Here is a 16,047-nt window from a genome sequence, read left to right as displayed (position 1 = left end):
CGTGTGCCCCAACCGGTTCCTCCCCGCTCTGTCATGGGACCTGAGAGATTCCACAGGTTGGCTTGCGGCCACCCTGTTTGCCCCGTCGGTGACGGCTGCCGCGCCGTGTCAGAGCGGTCCGTTCTTTCCAGAGTTGCCGAGCGACCCGGTGCAGGTGCCTGAGAGTTTCCCGGGGAGGGATTGCTCCTACGGCGCCCCACGTAGCTTCCGCGGGGTCTCTCCCGGGGTGCTCGTCGGCATATTCGTTTGTGTACGTTCTGCTGCCAGAGCCTACCGTGACGCAACTAACTTGACCAAGGTCATCTCGATCATTCGTGTTCAGGGGTCTGTGAGTTCTGCTTGGGCAGTGGACACGGGCCAACTTTCTTGATCGGGCCACACACCGCGCCTAGTGTCGAATCATGCGAAACAAGCGTCTTGCCACCACCACCGTCCTCACCTCCGCCGCGCTCGCCTTGGCCCTGTCCGGCTGCGGTACTCAACCGGGGGCTGACGACGACGTCGACGGCGCCAACAGCGGCACCCCCGTCCCCACGGCCGAGCAAACCACTGCGCAGGCCGATCCAACCGCCACCACTGCCACGGATGAGGCCACGGCCGGGGCTGCCACCTCCGGCGGGGATGCCAACTCGGCCCAGAACGCCATTGAGAATGCACAGAGCCAGGTGGGTGGGGAGGCCACGGAGATCGACTTTGACGATGACAACGAGTGGGAGGTCACTCTGGTCAGTGACGGCCAGTCCACGGAAGTCACCCTCAGTGCCGATGGTGGGGACATTGTCAAGCAGGACGATCCCGACTCCCTGGACTCCGACGATCAACAAGAGTTCGACTCCGCGCAGATCAGCTTGGCGGATGCCATCACCACCGCAACGGATCAGCACCCCGGCAACATCGACGAAGCCGAGCTGACCACGGAAGATGGCACCGTTGCCTACAAGGTGGACCTCTACATTGGTGCTGACAACTCTGAACTGACCGTCTACGTGGACGCCTCCAACGGAGATGTTCTCAAGACCAGCTGATTCTCCTGCGGCGGGGCGTCAGGGATTTCGGCTGGCCTTCAGCACGGTCTGCAAACGTGTTGTGAGGTCCTGCATGGCCGCCAGCAGGTCCGCGGGTTCCAGTACGCGGAGGTCGTGATCCATGGCGGCCAGGAACCCCGCCAACCAGGTGAGGTCATCGGCCCCGGTGGTCCAGATGCAGGCTTGTGCGCCGTCGTCCTCCAAGATGCCTGAACACTTGGGCAGATGTGGTTCAACCTGCGCTCGCGGCACCATGAATCGGACCCTGACCACGTGGTGATAGGGCTCCGTGGTGACCGCGCGCTGGATGAAGTCTTGGATGTTGGGAGTCGGCCTGGGCTGAAAAACAAAAGTGGAGAGGCGGGCTGACTGGATTCGGTCCAGCCGAAAGGTTCGCCAGTCCTGCCGGTCCAGATCCCAGGCGAAGAAGTACCACCGGTTGCCGAACACCAGGACTCGGTACGGCTCCACGCGACGGCGGGTTTCCGTATGGTCACGAGCCACGTAGTCCATGCGCACTTCCAGGGACTCACTGATTCCCTGGGACAGGGTCCAGAGGATTTCGACATCAGCGGTCGGGCCGCCGTCGCTGACCACCTCCACGGCCTGGGCTATGGTTCGGATTCGTTCCCGCAGAGGAGCATGTACCAGCTGCTCCAGGCGTTCGGTGGAGCGGGCAGCAACCTTGTCCACGCCTGGCATACCTGTGGAGGATGCCAGGCGCAGTCCCACACCCACAGCCACGGCCTCATCTGGTTCCAGCAGCAGGGGCGGCAGTTGATTTCCCTGCCCCAGCCGGTAACCACCCGCATGGCCTCGATCTGCGCTGACGGGATAGCCGAGGTCACGCAACCGTTGGACGTCCCTGCGGACTGAACGAACCGTGATGTCCAGTTCCTGGGCCAACTCGGCGCCGGTCCAGACTTGGCGTGACTGCAGCAAGGCCAAAAGCCGCAGTGTGCGGCGGGTGGTGTGGCTCATGGGTGAATACTGCCGGATTCAGAGGACAGAAACTGACCTACTCCCAGAGCATGCTCTGGGAGTCAGCACAAATTTCCTAGTCGCATACTCACACCAGGAGCAGTCATGCCATTCTTCACTCGCCAAGTGACAACAGAAAATGATGCCTTGGCTGGATACTGTGCCCAGCAGATCCATCAGATCTCCACAACCTTGCAGGGACTCAGTGACCAGCAAATTCGAGCCACCCCCACCGCAAGTGGCATGAGTCTGGCTGCGCTGGCCCGCCATTGCCTCTACGTCGGCAACTCTGGCGTGTTGGCCACCGCTGCTGACCCCGGCAGACTTCAATCCCACGGGACCAGCGATTACTCGGCGGGGGAACCGGTAGCAGAAGCCGTGCAGGATCAAGACACAGCGGAATCCCTCATGGGAGCTCTTGAGGACATGGCGCAGTGGATTGAGACGCTGGTGCCCACCTTGGACTTGGACGCACGAGTGAAAAAGCCTGATGTCCCCTGGTACCCGCAACAACTTGAGTCCTGGCCCATGCGTTGGGTGATCCTCCACTACATCGAGGAATACGCCCGGCACGCCGGCCACGCGGACATCCTGCGGGAGTCCATTGACGGTAAGGGTGCCTATGAGCTCAATGCCCTCGCCGACGGTGAGCCCTGGCCCCCGGTGGACTGGGATGAGCAGTGGGACGAGTGGGTGACAAAGCAGAGCGAACCGAAGGAGGGCTAAATCCGCTGGAGCTGGGGTGGAGCTGACCGCCGAAGATGGCACCGTTGCCTACAAAGTGGACCTCTACATTGATGCTGACAACTCTGAACTGACCGTCTACGTGGACGCCTCCAACGGGGATATTCTCAAGACCAACTGATTCTCCTGTGGCGGAGCGTCACCGCTTGATGCCGTGTTTGCGCGCCGAGGGATGGACTCTCACGCGGAAGCCAGGGCTTCTCGGATCACCTCTGAGCGCGACTTTCCTTCACGTGCGGCCCGGGCGTCAAGGGTGGCAATCTCGTCGGCGGTCAGGCGCAGGGCAACAACCTGTGATGGTTCCGCCCCACGCCCTGGGCGACCACGACCACGTTTCTTCAACTCCTCGGTGTTATACCCTTCCTCGGCCTCAGCTGCCCACTGCGCAATCTGCTGCTCGGTGACGGGAACTCCGTTGATCGTTTCGCGCTCAGTCATGCGGTTTATGTTATACGAAAATGGACTCCCGGCTTGCTGCTGATGCCGTGCCGGCGCACACATAATGGTGAACACGTGCACCGCATCAAGGGAGATGGGCCATGAGAATCACCGCAGCACTTGCCACAGCACCGGATACTCCGTTCGAGATCGTGAACCTGGATTTGACCGACCTACGCCCGGATGAAGTTCGGGTGCGGATGGTGGCCACCGGCGTGTGCCACACGGACGCCATTGTCCGGGACCAGTGGTACCCCACCCCGCTCCCAGCAGTTCTTGGACATGAAGGTGCGGGGGTGGTGGAGGAAGTGGGTGGCGCCGTCACCCACTTGAAAGAGGGGGACAAGGTTGTCCTGAGCTTCAACAGTTGCGGAAACTGTAAGTTGTGCCTGACGGGACATCCCGCCTACTGCCAGGAGTTCTACGCCCACAACTTTGCCGGTCGGCGCGCAGACGGCTCTTCATCACTGTCCAAGGACGGGCACCCCTGTTCCTCACACTTCTTTGGTCAGTCCTCTTTTGCCACCTACGCCAACGTTGCTGCCCGCAGCGTGGTGAAAGTGGCGGACGACGCCCCGCTGGAAATCCTTGGGCCGCTTGGCTGCGGTATCCAGACCGGAGCCGGAGCAATCTTGAACGTTCTGAAGCCGCGACCTGGTTCCGCCGTCGTGATTTTCGGAGCCGGGGCGGTGGGGCTGTCGGCGGTCATGGCCGCCAAGATTCGCAATGCTGGGACCATTGTGGCCGTGGACGTGGTGCCCAGCCGTTTGGAGATGGCCAAGTCTCTTGGCGCCACGCACACGATCAACGGGCGCGATCACGATCAAATCCAGCAGATCAAGGACCTCACCGGCGGTGGCGCAGACTACGCCCTGGACACCACAGGTGTGGCTGCGGTGTTCAGGACCATGACTGACTGCATGGGCATCTTGGGCCATGCCGCACTGGTGGGAGCCAGCGCACTGGGCACAGAATCCACCATCGACATCGGCACGCAGATGCTCTCCGGGCAGAAAATCTCCATGGTGATTGAAGGAGATTCCATGCCTCAGGTGTTCATCCCTGAACTGATCCAACTGCACAAAGCTGGATTGTTCCCCTTTGACCGGTTGATCAAGTCCTACCCGTTGGATCAGATCAACCAAGCCTTTGACCACAGTCATTCAGGTGACACGCTCAAGCCGGTGGTGATTTTCTGATGGTGGATTTCGCACAAGCTCTAGGTATGTCGGTTCCGGTGGTCGCAGCCCCCATGGCAGGCGGACCCTCCACCCCGGAGCTGGTGATGGCCGCAGCTGAAGCGGGCGGTCTAGGTTTCCTGGCCGCCGGGTACAAGACACCGGCACAGTTGGCGGAGCAGATCAGCACGGTGCGGGCTGCAACAGACCGCTTTGGTGTGAACCTGTTTGTGCCCAACAGCATCGCGCCTGCACCGGGCGAATTCGAGGCTTACGTTGAATCCCTGGCCCCTATCGCCTCAGAGCTGGGGGTGGAGCTGACCACCGAACCCCGGGATGACGACGACGCCTGGGCGGCCAAACTGGAGCTCCTGGTCACCGACCCCGTACCGGTGGTGAGTTTCACGTTCGGGCTGGCACCGGCCGACGTCGTTCATCGACTCAAAGCCGCCGGAACCCTGACGGTGCAGACGGTGACCAACGGTGAAGAAGCCCTCCAAGCCCGCGAGCGTGGTGTGGATGCCTTGGTCGTACAGGGAGTGGACGCCGGTGGACACTCCGGAACCGTGAACCCACAGGAACCGATTGCTGAGGTGGCGCTGCCGGAGTTGGCGCAATCCATCACCACCCAGGTCCAGTTACCGATCTTTGCTGCTGGTGGTATCAGCACGCCTGCTGATGTGCGGGCTGTCCTAGGGGCCGGGGCGGTAGCTGCCGTGGTGGGCACGGTGCTGCTGCGTTGCCCGGAAGCCGGGACCTCCGCGCCGCACCGTGCGGCCTTGGCCGATCCCGAGCGCACGGAAACGGTCATGACCCGTGCCTTCTCCGGACGCCCGGCTCGCGCTTTGCGTAACGGGTTCACGGACGAGTTCACGGACAGCGCCCCGCTGGCTTTCCCCGCCGTGCACCACCTGACGGCGCCGCTACGCAAAGCCGCCACTGCCACCAATCAGACCGAGTACATCAACCTGTGGGCCGGTACCGGTTTCCGGCATGCCGTGGCGGAACCGGCTGCCGCAGTGATCCAGCGATTGGGTGGGAGCTGAACCAGTCCGTCACGGTTGGACGCAGTCACAACAACGACGGCGAGTCGCCTCCCCAGGTAAGGGAGGTGACCCGCCGTCGTTGTTCAGTGAGCTACACACCCACCAAAACCAAGATCACGCAGAGACGGAAGTACCTGCAGAACCGAGGTTCTTGCAAGCCTCCACCACGCGGGCAGCCATGCCGGTTTCGGCGGAGGCGCCCCATACTCGGGGGTCGTAGTCCTTCTTGTTGCCGATTTCCCCGTCAACCTTCAGCACGCCGTCGTATTTGGAGAGCATGTGACCGGCCACGGGGCGGGTGAAGGCGTACTGGGTGTCCGTGTCAACGTTCATCTTGATGACGCCATAGGACACAGCATCCGCGATCTCCTGCTCCGTGGAGCCGGAGCCGCCGTGGAACACCAGGTCAAACGGACGATCCTTGCCGTACTTGGCACCAACCTCATCCTGGATCTGCTTGAGCAGTTCCGGACGCAGCTGGACGTTGCCGGGCTTGTAAACGCCGTGGACGTTTCCAAAGGTCAGCGCCGTGATGTAACGCCCCTTTTCGCCCAGGCCCAGGGCCTCAACAGTCTTGATGGCGTCATCCGTGGTGGTGTAGAGGGTGTCGTTGATCTCGCCGACCACGCCGTCCTCTTCACCGCCAACAGCACCGATCTCAACTTCCAGGACAATCTTGGCCTTGCCCGTGCGCTCAATCAGCTCGGCGCCGATCTTCAAGTTCTCATCCAAGTCAATGGCGGAGCCATCCCACATGTGGGACTGGAAGATGGGGTCTTCACCGCGGGCCACCGCAGCTTCCGACTCGGCCAACAGCGGCAGCACAAAGCCTTCCAGCTTGTCCTGCGGGCAGTGGTCGGTGTGCAAAGCAATGTTGACGTCGTAGTTCTTGGCCACCTCACGGGCAAAAGCCGCCATGGCCAGGGAACCGCGGACCATGTCCTTGACGGAAGCGCCGGACCAGTAGGCGGCACCACCGGTGGAAGCCTGGATGATGCCGTCGGAGCCGGCCTCAGCAAAACCGCGGATGGCGGCGTTCAGGGTCTGGGAGGAGGTGACGTTGATTGCCGGGTAGGCAAATCCCTGCTCCTTGGCCCGGTCGAGCATCTGGCTGTAGACCTCGGGGGTTGCGATGGGCATGCTGGCTCCTTCTTGATCGAGTGCCTTGGACTGCCACCTGCCACGTGTGCGCGGTGGCACTGCCCACCATTCTAGTAGCCGCCCACCGCTCACGGCAGAGTGGATGCCAAGAGGTGCCATGACTACGACGTCGTACGCGTAACGTTTCGCCGCGCCCTCGGCACCTGCAGCACCTCACCGCCATTTGAGATCACCGGTTGTTGTTGAGAGCACCGGCTACAGGCGGTGCTCTCAACAACAACCGGTGATCTCACGGAGCAGGGAGGCAGGGAACAGTCACGCCCTGCGCAGCACCAACCCGTGATGGGCGTGGAGAACCTGTTTGCGTGGAACCGGCTGACCACCCGCGTCCACCATGCCGCGTGGAACTTTGATTTTGCGCCGCATACGCCGGTCCTTGGCCAGGTTGGCGGCTGCAAACCCGTGTTCAAACTCCCGCGTCCAGGCCTCCCCCACCTGGTGCGGGGGCCCCAGCGGTGCGCCCAGTTGAAAGTCCAGTTCCGGAACAAACTGCAACTGCGAGTAATCATCGTGCCCCGTGGCCGAGTACGCTCCGGGGCCTTCACCAAAGATCCAGAATGCAGCCAGTCCGTACAGAAAATTGGGGTGATCGTCCGAGCCGTGTGTGGGCACCCGCAGGATCGAAATACCGGGTCCACCTGCCTGGACCAGTTGCTGTTGGGCGGTGTATGGCTCGAACAGCTGATCCGGGTCCCAGCCCAACCACACTTCCTCGAACCCGCCGCCCCATTGGGCGTGTGCCTCCCAGCGTCCGGGCTCACGGCGTGACTCCGCGATATTTGGCACCAGAATTTTTCCGTGGGCCTGCAGTCCAGCACCCGCCGCAGCCACCAGCTCTCCCAGGGCGGCCCTCAAATCGGCCACCGATTCCAGGTCGAACAGAGGAAGACCCAGACCGTAATAGTCATCAAACACATCGTTGTCCGCCATCACGCCGTCAAACGGTGAGTCCGCCAACTCAGTGGTCACGTTGTGCACCCACCGGGCTCTGTACGCGGGATCCCACACCCGCATCTGCCAGTGCTGTGGATAACGTTCCCACTCAATCCGGGACCCGTCCCGGCGGGTGGCAAACCAGTCACCACCCACCGATTGGGCCTCGGCAAAACTGACACCGGAGGTGTAGATGGGGCCGGGTTCGTACTCCCGCGTGGAGGACAGGCACTTGTAACACAGCACCGTCATGTCCGGGCGGCGGCGCTTGAGTTCCGCGGCAGCCTCCAACTCCCACGGCTGCAAGATGGCAGCCCGGTAGTGCTCCACGGCAAAGTCGATCTCATGCGCCTGGATGGGATCCTTGTAGCGAATCCAGGCCCCCACCCCGGTCATGAACGACGCCGGTCCCCACCAGTGCGCGAATCCTCGGAGCTCTCAACGCGGTGGGCAGCCAGGTAGGCCTCCAGGTCCATCCACTGGTCTCCTTCATGCACCGGCTCTACTTCCGGCATGTCTGCGGCAGCCGTGCGGGCCTGCTCCATGCCGGTCGCCGTCGTGGATTCCACCTGTTCTGCGGAGATCACCATGAGGGATTCCGTGATGGGGTCCACCCGGCGGTGAGCAACTTCAGAGGCACCGTCATACCGGGCGTTGCGCTCACCAGCGGTGTCCCCGAGCATGCGGTAGAGCTGGTTGTAGTTGGCCATGACCTCATGCAACTGGAAGAAGTTTTGCACGCGCTCACGTGAGTTCACGGAGTACGTCTTGTAGAGCTCAGGGTTGGAGACCACCCGGTGGATTCCCTCCGCCATCATCTTGATGTCCCCGGCCACCACCAGCTCTCCGCAAGCCTCATACACGCGACCATCCGCGGTGGTCAGATCATCGTGGATCAGCTGCTTCATGCCGCCCACGTCCGTCCCCACCGTGGGGATACCGGCGGCCATGGCCTCCAGCACCACAATCGGTTGGCCTTCGTTGTAGGACGGTAGGACCAAGAGGTCGTATTCGTGCAGGTGTTCGCGCACGTTGACTGTGCCGTGGATGGTCACCATGTCCGCCAGGTCCAGTTCAGCGATCTTGTCCACGCAGGCCTGGTGATAGGCGGGATCATGCTCGGTGGGGCCCAGCACGTTGAGGTGGACGTTGGGGTAGCCCATGTCACGGAGCATGGCCATGGACTCCAGAAGATCCAGCAGGCCCTTGATGGGCACCAAACGGGCAATGTAGACCAAGCTCCACCGGTGCTCATGAGAGTTGGCAAAGATGGACTCCATGGCCTGGGAGCGCGCACGGTATGGGCGGTCGAACTCCTCAATCACCATGCCGTTGGGTACCACCACGGACTTGTTGACATCGGTACCCAGCAGGGATGCTTCCGCAATGGCGGAGGGGTACAGGTACGTGATGACCTGGGCAGACGGGTAGCAGAAGTGCCCCATTTCCGTCCACCATGCCATCCATGCACGCTGTTCGGCGGTGACGTCAAAGGTCCGGTAATCATCCGAGGTCAGGGGCAGCGCCATGTTGCGCCCCAGCAACGTGTTCACCGTGTCACGCACGTACAGGTTGTGCTCGGTCAGCAGGAAGGACGTGTCATGTTCACGGGCGGCGGCGGCTGACATCAGTGAGGCGTAGCCCGTGGTGTGTGCGTGGTACACCTTGGCCCGCGGCATGGTTTCGCCCAGCACGGCATGCGCCAGGGAGAAGAAGTTGCGCAGCGTCCAGAAGGCTTCGGAGAGGGAGAGCCCCAGCTCAGGCAGGTGACGCCCCACACCCATCATGAACTCGCGCGAGCCCAGCAGTGCCCACAGCGGGTAACGACGGGTGGACTCCAACACACCCTCATCCAACAGTTCCCACAGCGCATCCACCTCGCGCTTGTCCGGATCTGTGGTGGCCAGGACTTTGAGCGCACCGAACAGACGGTCGGTCAGTTCGCGGCGCTCCCGTGAGGTCATGTTCAGATCAGCCACCCGCGCCGAACTGAAGTCGTGACGGTGCTCCTCCATGGACAGATACACCATGCGCACCCACTTGACGTTGGCAGGCATTCCGTACAGGTCCTCATGCGGAGCCTTGGAATCCCACGCAATGTGGATGATGCCGAACTCCACGTCCGGGTTCTCCACCACAATGTCGTGCACCACCGCGGAAACCCCGCCTTTGAGGTACGGATAGGTGGACTCCATCACGATGGCAACATCCACCTCCGGATACTCACCGTTGTGAGCAATCTGGGCCGGGTTCAATTCCACGGCGGTGGAAGTGGGCTTCTTGAACTGCTGAGTGAACTTGTTGAAGAAGGTCATGGCATGTAATCCGTTTCAGGCTGTGAAGATGATTCAACGCAGGCCCACTGCACCCCAGACAAAGAGGGGATGGGCTGGGAGGCGGTGAGCGGCGTCGTCAGCTGCGGCTTTGTTCTCCCAACAGCGACGACGCCCGCGGGCTCACCACGTGACGGCGTGCCGCCAGAAGAGGGTGTATTCGGGCTGCGACCAGGCGCGCTTGTAGAGCCACCAGGCCACGGCCACCAGGAGGATGTCCCCCACCACGATCACCAGGTAAGCCCCCACGCTGGGCACCAGTGCAAACGCTGCAATCATGATGATCAGGTGTGCGGCAGCCAACCACTGGGACAGGTGACGCTCGCCGATGTAATCGAGTTCGTAACTGAGCATGGTCAGCATCATGAAAGCCCAGGAAGCCAAGGCGATCCCCACAGCCAAACCGGCCTGTTCGGGAACCAGGACCTCCAGAACCAAGGAGCAGGCCAAGGTCAGCAACATGCCCAAGGCACCGGTGCGCAGTACAGAACGGTCAATCACCCGGGACAGCTCGGCTGAGGTGTTGACCAAGTCCTTGATGGGTTCACCCTGGATGGCGGTGTGCAATCCGCGAATGTTGTTGTCCACGGCCGGGGCCAGGTTCACAAAGTAGAAGTTGTACGCCAGCACCGCGGGAAGCATGGCCATGAAAACCACGATCACCTGGAACTGCCCGTCAGTGACCAGGAAGAGAATGAACTTGTCACCCCACAGCACGGAGCCCAGGAGCAGGCCACGCAACAGGTCTTTTGCGACGTCGCCGTGCGGCAGCCGGACCAGCGCGGTGGCGTTGCGCAGGTGCCCGCGGATGAAGAACAACTGGGTCAGCGTGGCGGCAACCGGGGGCAACCACACCCACGTGGGAGCCACAGCCAAGGCGGCAGCGTAGGCAATCCAAGCGACCGCCCAGTGACCGCGGCGCTCGCCGATGTTGGCGATCACCAAGGACTGGACAAACACCAGGTGCAGCACGCACAGCAGGGCGTAGAGGCCCATGGCCTGCATGGACCATCCGCTCACCAGCCACAGCGGCACGGCAAACACCACCACCAGCGGGAGCGCCTGGACCAGCATGGGAATCCAACCCTGGACAAAGCGGGGGACGATCTGGGACATGTTCTTGTCCCCCATCAGCTGCGCCAAGCCACGATAAGCCGGCATACAGGCAGCCTGCGCCAGCCAAGGTGTGGTGATGGAGCTTGCCAGCACAATGTAAGTGAGGGTCACACCCCCCACTTCCTGGCTGTTGATCGCCGGTGTGACCAGTGGGAACACCAGGTTCAGCAGCACCAGCGGGGAGAGGTAGAGAGCCAGAGCAATACCCTGCCCCAGGGTTCCCCGGGTATCGCTGCGACCCGTCACCGCAGCGTTGAGTCGCTTGTTCGGCATCAGCAGCACAGTGATCACACCGATCACCGCACCGGTCACAATCAGCAAGCCCCGCTCCGTGGATGGGACAACTCCCACCAGAGCGGGTACGGCAAGGGTGGCAACCAGTGCCGCAGCAATGATCAACGCTCGACGGCGACTGTAGGTGTCCCGTAGGACGGCGGCAAAAGAGCCCATAACTCATCTCCCCAATGAATGCTCCGGGGCGCCCCACAAAAGTTCCCAACCCGACCCCCGTCGGATTCAAACTCGGCTGCAGTAGAGAACTGCGCGCCTGGATACGCCCGAACTTGATGGTTTCAGTGTGGATCGCTGCGTTCACGATTGCACTATGTGGGTGCTGTGATTCAGGTCAAAGCACTCTGGATAGAAAGTTGAATCAGTGTTGCTCCTGGTCAATGGCTGGTTCATGCCGCACCCGTGAGGAAGCTCACTCAACTGTGCCGTTACCCTGCCTTGGCAATTACGTGAAACATGACGCGGAAATAGCCCACACGGTCCCAACTTGGGTGCGCGGCGAACGTCGTCGTGACTCAGTCCGTGCCGTAGGTCGTGAGATCACCGGTTGTTGTTGAGAACACCGTTTGTAGCCGGTGTTCTCAACAACAACCGGTGATGTCAGCGCGGGGACTGACCGAACACATGCCTCCGGATCCAGGCGTGCATGGCCACAGCAGCCGCGGCACCGGCGTTGATGGACCGCGTGGAACCGAACTGGCTGATCTCCAGGAGCGCATCAGCACCATCCGTGACATCGGAGGAGAGCCCCGGTCCCTCCTGGCCGAAAACCAGAACGCACTTTTCCGGCAGCTGGTAGGTCTCCATGGCCACAGAGCCCTCCACATTGTCGATGGCCAGCACAGACAGTCCAGCGGCCCGAGCCCAGGTCAGAAATTCGGCCACAGTTGCATGATGGTGCACGCTCAAATAACGATCCGTGACCATGGCGCCGCGTCGGTTCCACCGCCTGCGCCCGATCACGTGCACACCCCCGGCATTGAACGCATTGGCGGTGCGCACCACGGAGCCGATGTTGAAATCGTGCTCCCAGTTCTCAATGGCCACGTGGAAACCATGACGCCGGGTGTCCAGCTCAGCCACGATGGCATCCATCCGCCAGTACCGGAATTCATCCTCCACATTGCGGCGATCGCCGTCGCGCAGCAGGTCGGGGTCCCAGTGCTCGCCGTCGGGCCAAGGACCTTCCCACGGCCCCACGCCTATCTCAGGGCGTGACCCCGAAAACTCCGATTCAGTCAGATCGCTCATGCCAGCCTTTTCCCCAAGAGCTCAGGCACACGGCTCTGGGCATCAATCCACCAGCCAAGGTCGGCATGGACACGTAAGGAGGCGCTGAGAAGCGCCTCGTATTCCGCTCGACAATCAAGGTGGATGAGCGGTTCATGGTGGGCGGCACGATTTCTCAAGCGTTGCAAACGTTCCAAGGAGGCATGAAACTTTTTCCGCTGAGTGTTCGGAACCATGGCCGACTTGAGCGCTTCTTTCCACAGCGTGCTTGAGTAGCCGGTGTCGAAGAGCCTCACCCAGAACCCGAACATGACCTCGGCGGTCATCTGGCCATCTGTCTCGCTCTTCCCCTTGACAGCAAGGCGTGATTTGGCCCGTTGTATTTCTTGACGCGAGCGCCCATCCCAGGGCACCAAATTTTCGTCATACCAATGGTCATCAACCTGGGGGCACCAACGACGACGAACAGCCTCCACGACTGTGTTGCGCAGCGCGACTTCAAAGTAGTGCTGGCTTTCAAGGAATGCACCCGAAATATCGGTGTTCCACTTATAGAGAGCCAGGGCGTGGTCCAGTTTGCCCGAGCTGGCAGTTTTGTAGGTTTCGAGGCGCGGCGCTGAGAGGAGCCGGGTCATCGACTCCCGCACTGGCCCATAAAGGGTCATGGCTTCTGGTGTTTCCTTCCCCTATAATTGACTGCATTGCCCCCGTGGATTCATCGGTGACTCGGCTCCGGCTAGACGATCCGCCCGGGGGCACCGCTATGCCCCAGCCGGGACACATCAGAGCCAGGACTCAGTCAAGACCGAGTTCATCCTTGCCGTAGGCGTACAGGCAGGGAACCCCGGCGGTTTCCTCGATCCGCTCCTTGGCTCCGGTGGCGCGGTCAACAATGATGGCCACAGCCACCACGTTGGCGCCCGCCTTCTGCAGCGCCTCCACGGCGGTCAACGCAGATCCCCCGGTAGTTGAGGTGTCCTCCACCACGACGACGTTGCGCCCCTCCACGGCAGGGCCTTCCACCTGTCGCCCCATGCCATAGGACTTCTGTGCTTTACGGACCACAAAGGTGTCGATGGCCCGGCCCTGATCCCCAGCAGTGCGCATGATGGCGTTGCCCACAGGGTCGGCGCCCATGGTCAACCCACCGGCGGCATCACAATCAACGCCCGCTTCATCCAGCATGCCCAGCATGACCTGACCGACCAGTCGGGAGGCTTCATGGTGCAAGGTCACGCGGCGCAAGTCCACGTAGTAGTCAGCCTCTATCCCGGAGGCCAGGGTGACTTTGCCGCGCACCACGGCCAGGTCCACGATCAGTTCACGCAACCGCTCGCGTGCGGTGGCCAGGTCCGGGGCGTTCAGCTCGGTGGTCATGGGCACCATTCTAGTGGCGGCCCCATCCCGAACTGCAGTGATTGGTGCTCCACCCGCTCAGGCGAAGGCGCTGTACCCCGTCAGCTCACGGCCCAAGATCAGAGCTTGGACGGATTCGGTGCCTTCATAGGTGTGGATGGCCTCCACATCCAGCAGATGCCGAATGACGTGGTTCTCCAGAAGGATGCCGTTGCCACCCAGCAGGTCACGGGCGATGCTCGCAATTCGGCGGGCTGCTCGCGTGTTGTGGTACTTGACCAGGGAGGCCTGTTGGGGCCGCAGAGTTCCCGCGGCTTGCAGGCTCGTGGCTTGGACGCATTGCAGTTGCATGTTGGTCAGCTCTTCGAGCATCTGCGCCAACCGCTCCTGAACCATCTGTTTGGTGGCCAGGGGTTTGCCGAACTGAACCCGCTGTTTGGAGTAGTTCAAGGCGGCCTCAAACATGGCAAGACCGTGCCCCAGGGCTGACCACCCCACGCTCAACCGAGTTTCGGACAGTACCTTGGAGACGTCCTTGAAGGACTGCACGCCAGGCAACTGATGTGAGGCCGGCACGCGCACATCTTCCAGGGTGATGTCCGCCTGATGGATTGCGCGGATTGCACCCTTACCCGCAATGGGCACACCCGTGTACCCGGGGGTGTCCTGCTCCACGATGAACCCCTTGACCTGGTTGTCACCTACATCCCGAGCCCACACGATCGTGATCCCGCCGGAGGCGCCGTTGCCGATCCAGCGTTTGTGCCCGTTGAGCACCCATTCGTCACCTTCACGCGCGGCGGTGGTTTCCAAGGACACGGAGTCGGAGCCGTGATCCGGCTCGGTCAGCGCAAATGACCCCAGCACCTCGGCGGTGGCTACAGGCAGCAGCCACTTTTCCTTCTGCTCGTCACTGGCAAAGAAGGCCAGCGAGCGCAGCACCAGACCACCCTGAACCGCCGCTGCCGCACCCATGGAGCCATCCGCACGGGAGATCTCCATGGTCACCAGACCTGCGGCCAACGCAGACATGGGCTCCAGACCGGGAATCTCCAAACCATCCGTGAACAGGTGCAGCTCCCCCATGCGCTTGACCAGGTCCAGCGGGTATTCGGCATTGTGCCACGACTCCCCGATCACCGGGATGGTTTCCTCCGCAAACTGCTTGGCCCGGTCCCAGTGAGCGCGGTCGGCCTCGTCAACGTCTGTGAACACCCCGAGGAAATCTGTCTCCAAGTATTCATTCAGCCGGTAGTTCTGCGGTGCACCCACAGTGTTCTCCTTGTCCACGGGACTCACTCGCTGCGTCGTCGTTGTTGGTGTGGGGGTTGGCTCAGCGCGGCGGCATGCGTAGAGCGCCGTCCATGCGAATGGTCTCCCCGTTGAGGTAATCGTGCTCCACAATCATCTGGACCAACCGGGCGTACTCGGCCGGTTGCGCCAGACGCTTGGGCAATTGCACGTTGGCTTCCAGCTCCGCGCGGAACTCCGGGGTGATTCCAGCCATCATGGGCGTCTCCACAATCCCGGGGGCAATGGTGCAGACCCGGATCCCCACTCCCGCCAGATCACGCGCGGCAGCAATCGTCATGGAGTGCACACCCCCCTTGGACGCCGCATACGCCGCCTGCCCCACTTGCCCTTCAAAGGCAGCAACAGAAGCCGTATTGACGACGACGCCGCGCACCCCATCTTCCAGCGGATCATTCAGCGCCATGACCGCCGCAGCACGAGTCATGACCGTGAACGTGCCGATCAAATTGACCTCCACAACCTTGCGGAACAAGTCCAGATTATGCGTGCCCTTGCGACCGACAATGCGCGCCGACGGTGCGATTCCTGCGCAGTTGACCACCGTGCGCAGCGGGGCCAGCTCTTGAGCCTTGGTGACTGCCGCATCTACGGCGGTCCCATCCGTGACATCTGCTGCGACCAGTTCAACGCCATCCGGTATCGAGCCCGCCTCAGAGGCCTTTGCAATCCCTGCCTCCAGGTCGATCCCGACCACATTGATGCCTTGCGTAGCGAATGCTGCCGCCACCTGAGCACCGAGCCCAGAAGCAGCGCCGGTCACGATCGCACTCGAATTGGACTGATCCATGTCTCTCCTTGAGTTCCTGTGTGGTTCATCTGCCGCCGGTCGGTGAGTTCTCCCGCCCCCGAGCGCAGTCCTCCGGGGGTAAAACACCCCCCGCGGGGGGGCGGAGGTGACACA

Annotated in this window: 15 protein-coding genes, 1 pseudogene and 2 riboswitches; of the genes and pseudogenes, 5 read left to right on the top strand and 11 right to left on the bottom strand. The window is 61.9% G+C overall.

Annotated features, from left to right (window positions below; genetic code table 11):
• Positions 1-18: 18 nt before the first annotated feature.
• Positions 19-136: riboswitch (glycine riboswitch) on the bottom strand.
• Positions 137-234, bottom strand: a riboswitch (glycine riboswitch).
• A gap of 167 nt (positions 235-401) precedes the next feature.
• A complete protein-coding gene (locus Q4G32_RS08915; protein WP_303350781.1) occupies positions 402-1,025 on the top strand; it encodes a PepSY domain-containing protein in 624 nt (207 codons plus the stop codon).
• An 18-nt stretch (positions 1,026-1,043) separates the two neighbouring features.
• On the opposite strand, the gene Q4G32_RS08910 is transcribed toward Q4G32_RS08915, so the two are convergent.
• Positions 1,044-2,006 carry a helix-turn-helix transcriptional regulator gene (locus Q4G32_RS08910; RefSeq protein WP_303350780.1) on the bottom strand — a complete coding sequence of 321 codons (963 nt, stop codon included), beginning with the start codon at positions 2,004-2,006 and terminating at the stop codon, positions 1,044-1,046.
• 105 nt (positions 2,007-2,111) lie between these two features.
• On the opposite strand from Q4G32_RS08910, the gene Q4G32_RS08905 reads away from it, so the two are divergent.
• Together Q4G32_RS08905 and Q4G32_RS08900 are read left to right on the top strand one after the other, a co-directional pair.
• Positions 2,112-2,732, top strand: coding sequence for a mycothiol transferase (locus tag Q4G32_RS08905; RefSeq protein ID WP_303350778.1), 621 nt, complete (start codon positions 2,112-2,114; stop codon positions 2,730-2,732).
• A 10-nt stretch (positions 2,733-2,742) separates the two neighbouring features.
• A pseudogene (locus Q4G32_RS08900) lies at positions 2,743-2,871 on the top strand (PepSY domain-containing protein); the annotation flags it as partial.
• A gap of 59 nt (positions 2,872-2,930) precedes the next feature.
• Here the strand turns inward: Q4G32_RS08900 and Q4G32_RS08895 are convergent.
• The gene (locus tag Q4G32_RS08895; protein WP_303350774.1) at positions 2,931-3,188 is read right to left on the bottom strand and encodes a ribbon-helix-helix domain-containing protein; all 258 of its coding nucleotides are present in this window, start codon (positions 3,186-3,188) and stop codon (positions 2,931-2,933) included.
• 101 nt (positions 3,189-3,289) lie between these two features.
• Here Q4G32_RS08895 and Q4G32_RS08890 point away from each other — a divergent pair, with 101 nt between their 5' ends.
• Complete coding sequence (locus Q4G32_RS08890) at positions 3,290-4,387, top strand: NAD(P)-dependent alcohol dehydrogenase (RefSeq protein ID WP_303350772.1); 1,098 nt, start codon at positions 3,290-3,292, stop codon at positions 4,385-4,387.
• Positions 4,387-5,412 (top strand): NAD(P)H-dependent flavin oxidoreductase, encoded by a 1,026-nt coding sequence (locus Q4G32_RS08885; protein ID WP_303350770.1) that lies wholly within the window; start codon positions 4,387-4,389, stop codon positions 5,410-5,412. Before Q4G32_RS08890 ends, Q4G32_RS08885 begins: the two co-directional genes overlap by 1 nt.
• Before the next feature lie 114 nt (positions 5,413-5,526).
• On the opposite strand, the gene fbaA is transcribed toward Q4G32_RS08885, so the two are convergent.
• From fbaA to Q4G32_RS08840, 9 genes are all read right to left on the bottom strand, one after another.
• Positions 5,527-6,552: a class II fructose-bisphosphate aldolase gene (gene fbaA / locus Q4G32_RS08880; RefSeq protein WP_303350768.1), complete on the bottom strand. Its 1,026-nt coding sequence runs from the start codon at positions 6,550-6,552 to the stop codon at positions 5,527-5,529.
• A 276-nt stretch (positions 6,553-6,828) separates the two neighbouring features.
• Positions 6,829-7,902, bottom strand: coding sequence for a putative glycoside hydrolase (locus tag Q4G32_RS08875; RefSeq protein ID WP_303350766.1), 1,074 nt, complete (start codon positions 7,900-7,902; stop codon positions 6,829-6,831).
• Positions 7,899-9,821: a GT4 family glycosyltransferase PelF gene (pelF, locus tag Q4G32_RS08870; protein WP_303350765.1), complete on the bottom strand. Its 1,923-nt coding sequence runs from the start codon at positions 9,819-9,821 to the stop codon at positions 7,899-7,901. The genes Q4G32_RS08875 and pelF overlap by 4 nt, the downstream gene beginning before the upstream one ends.
• A gap of 141 nt (positions 9,822-9,962) precedes the next feature.
• Entirely contained in the window at positions 9,963-11,405 is a 1,443-nt protein-coding gene (locus Q4G32_RS08865; RefSeq protein WP_303350764.1) for a hypothetical protein, read from the bottom strand.
• A 441-nt stretch (positions 11,406-11,846) separates the two neighbouring features.
• Positions 11,847-12,497, bottom strand: a complete 651-nt coding sequence (locus Q4G32_RS08860; RefSeq protein WP_303350763.1) for a TrmH family RNA methyltransferase — start codon at positions 12,495-12,497, stop codon at positions 11,847-11,849.
• Entirely contained in the window at positions 12,494-13,141 is a 648-nt protein-coding gene (locus tag Q4G32_RS08855) for an Abi family protein (RefSeq protein ID WP_303350760.1), read from the bottom strand. The genes Q4G32_RS08860 and Q4G32_RS08855 overlap by 4 nt, the downstream gene beginning before the upstream one ends.
• 130 nt (positions 13,142-13,271) lie before the next feature.
• On the bottom strand, positions 13,272-13,853 hold the full coding sequence (gene pyrE / locus Q4G32_RS08850; RefSeq protein ID WP_303350759.1) for an orotate phosphoribosyltransferase: 582 nt from the start codon (positions 13,851-13,853) through the stop codon (positions 13,272-13,274).
• A gap of 57 nt (positions 13,854-13,910) precedes the next feature.
• Positions 13,911-15,122 (bottom strand): acyl-CoA dehydrogenase family protein, encoded by a 1,212-nt coding sequence (locus Q4G32_RS08845; protein ID WP_303350757.1) that lies wholly within the window; start codon positions 15,120-15,122, stop codon positions 13,911-13,913.
• Positions 15,123-15,165: 43 nt separating this feature from the next.
• The gene (locus Q4G32_RS08840) at positions 15,166-15,933 is read right to left on the bottom strand and encodes an SDR family NAD(P)-dependent oxidoreductase (protein WP_303350755.1); all 768 of its coding nucleotides are present in this window, start codon (positions 15,931-15,933) and stop codon (positions 15,166-15,168) included.
• Positions 15,934-16,047: the final 114 nt, after the last annotated feature.

This window comes from Kocuria sp., assembly GCF_030538595.1.
Taxonomy (GTDB): domain Bacteria; phylum Actinomycetota; class Actinomycetes; order Actinomycetales; family Micrococcaceae; genus Kocuria.
Note: the sequence above shows the minus strand (reverse complement) of the source record. Positions and strands in the feature narration are given on the sequence as shown.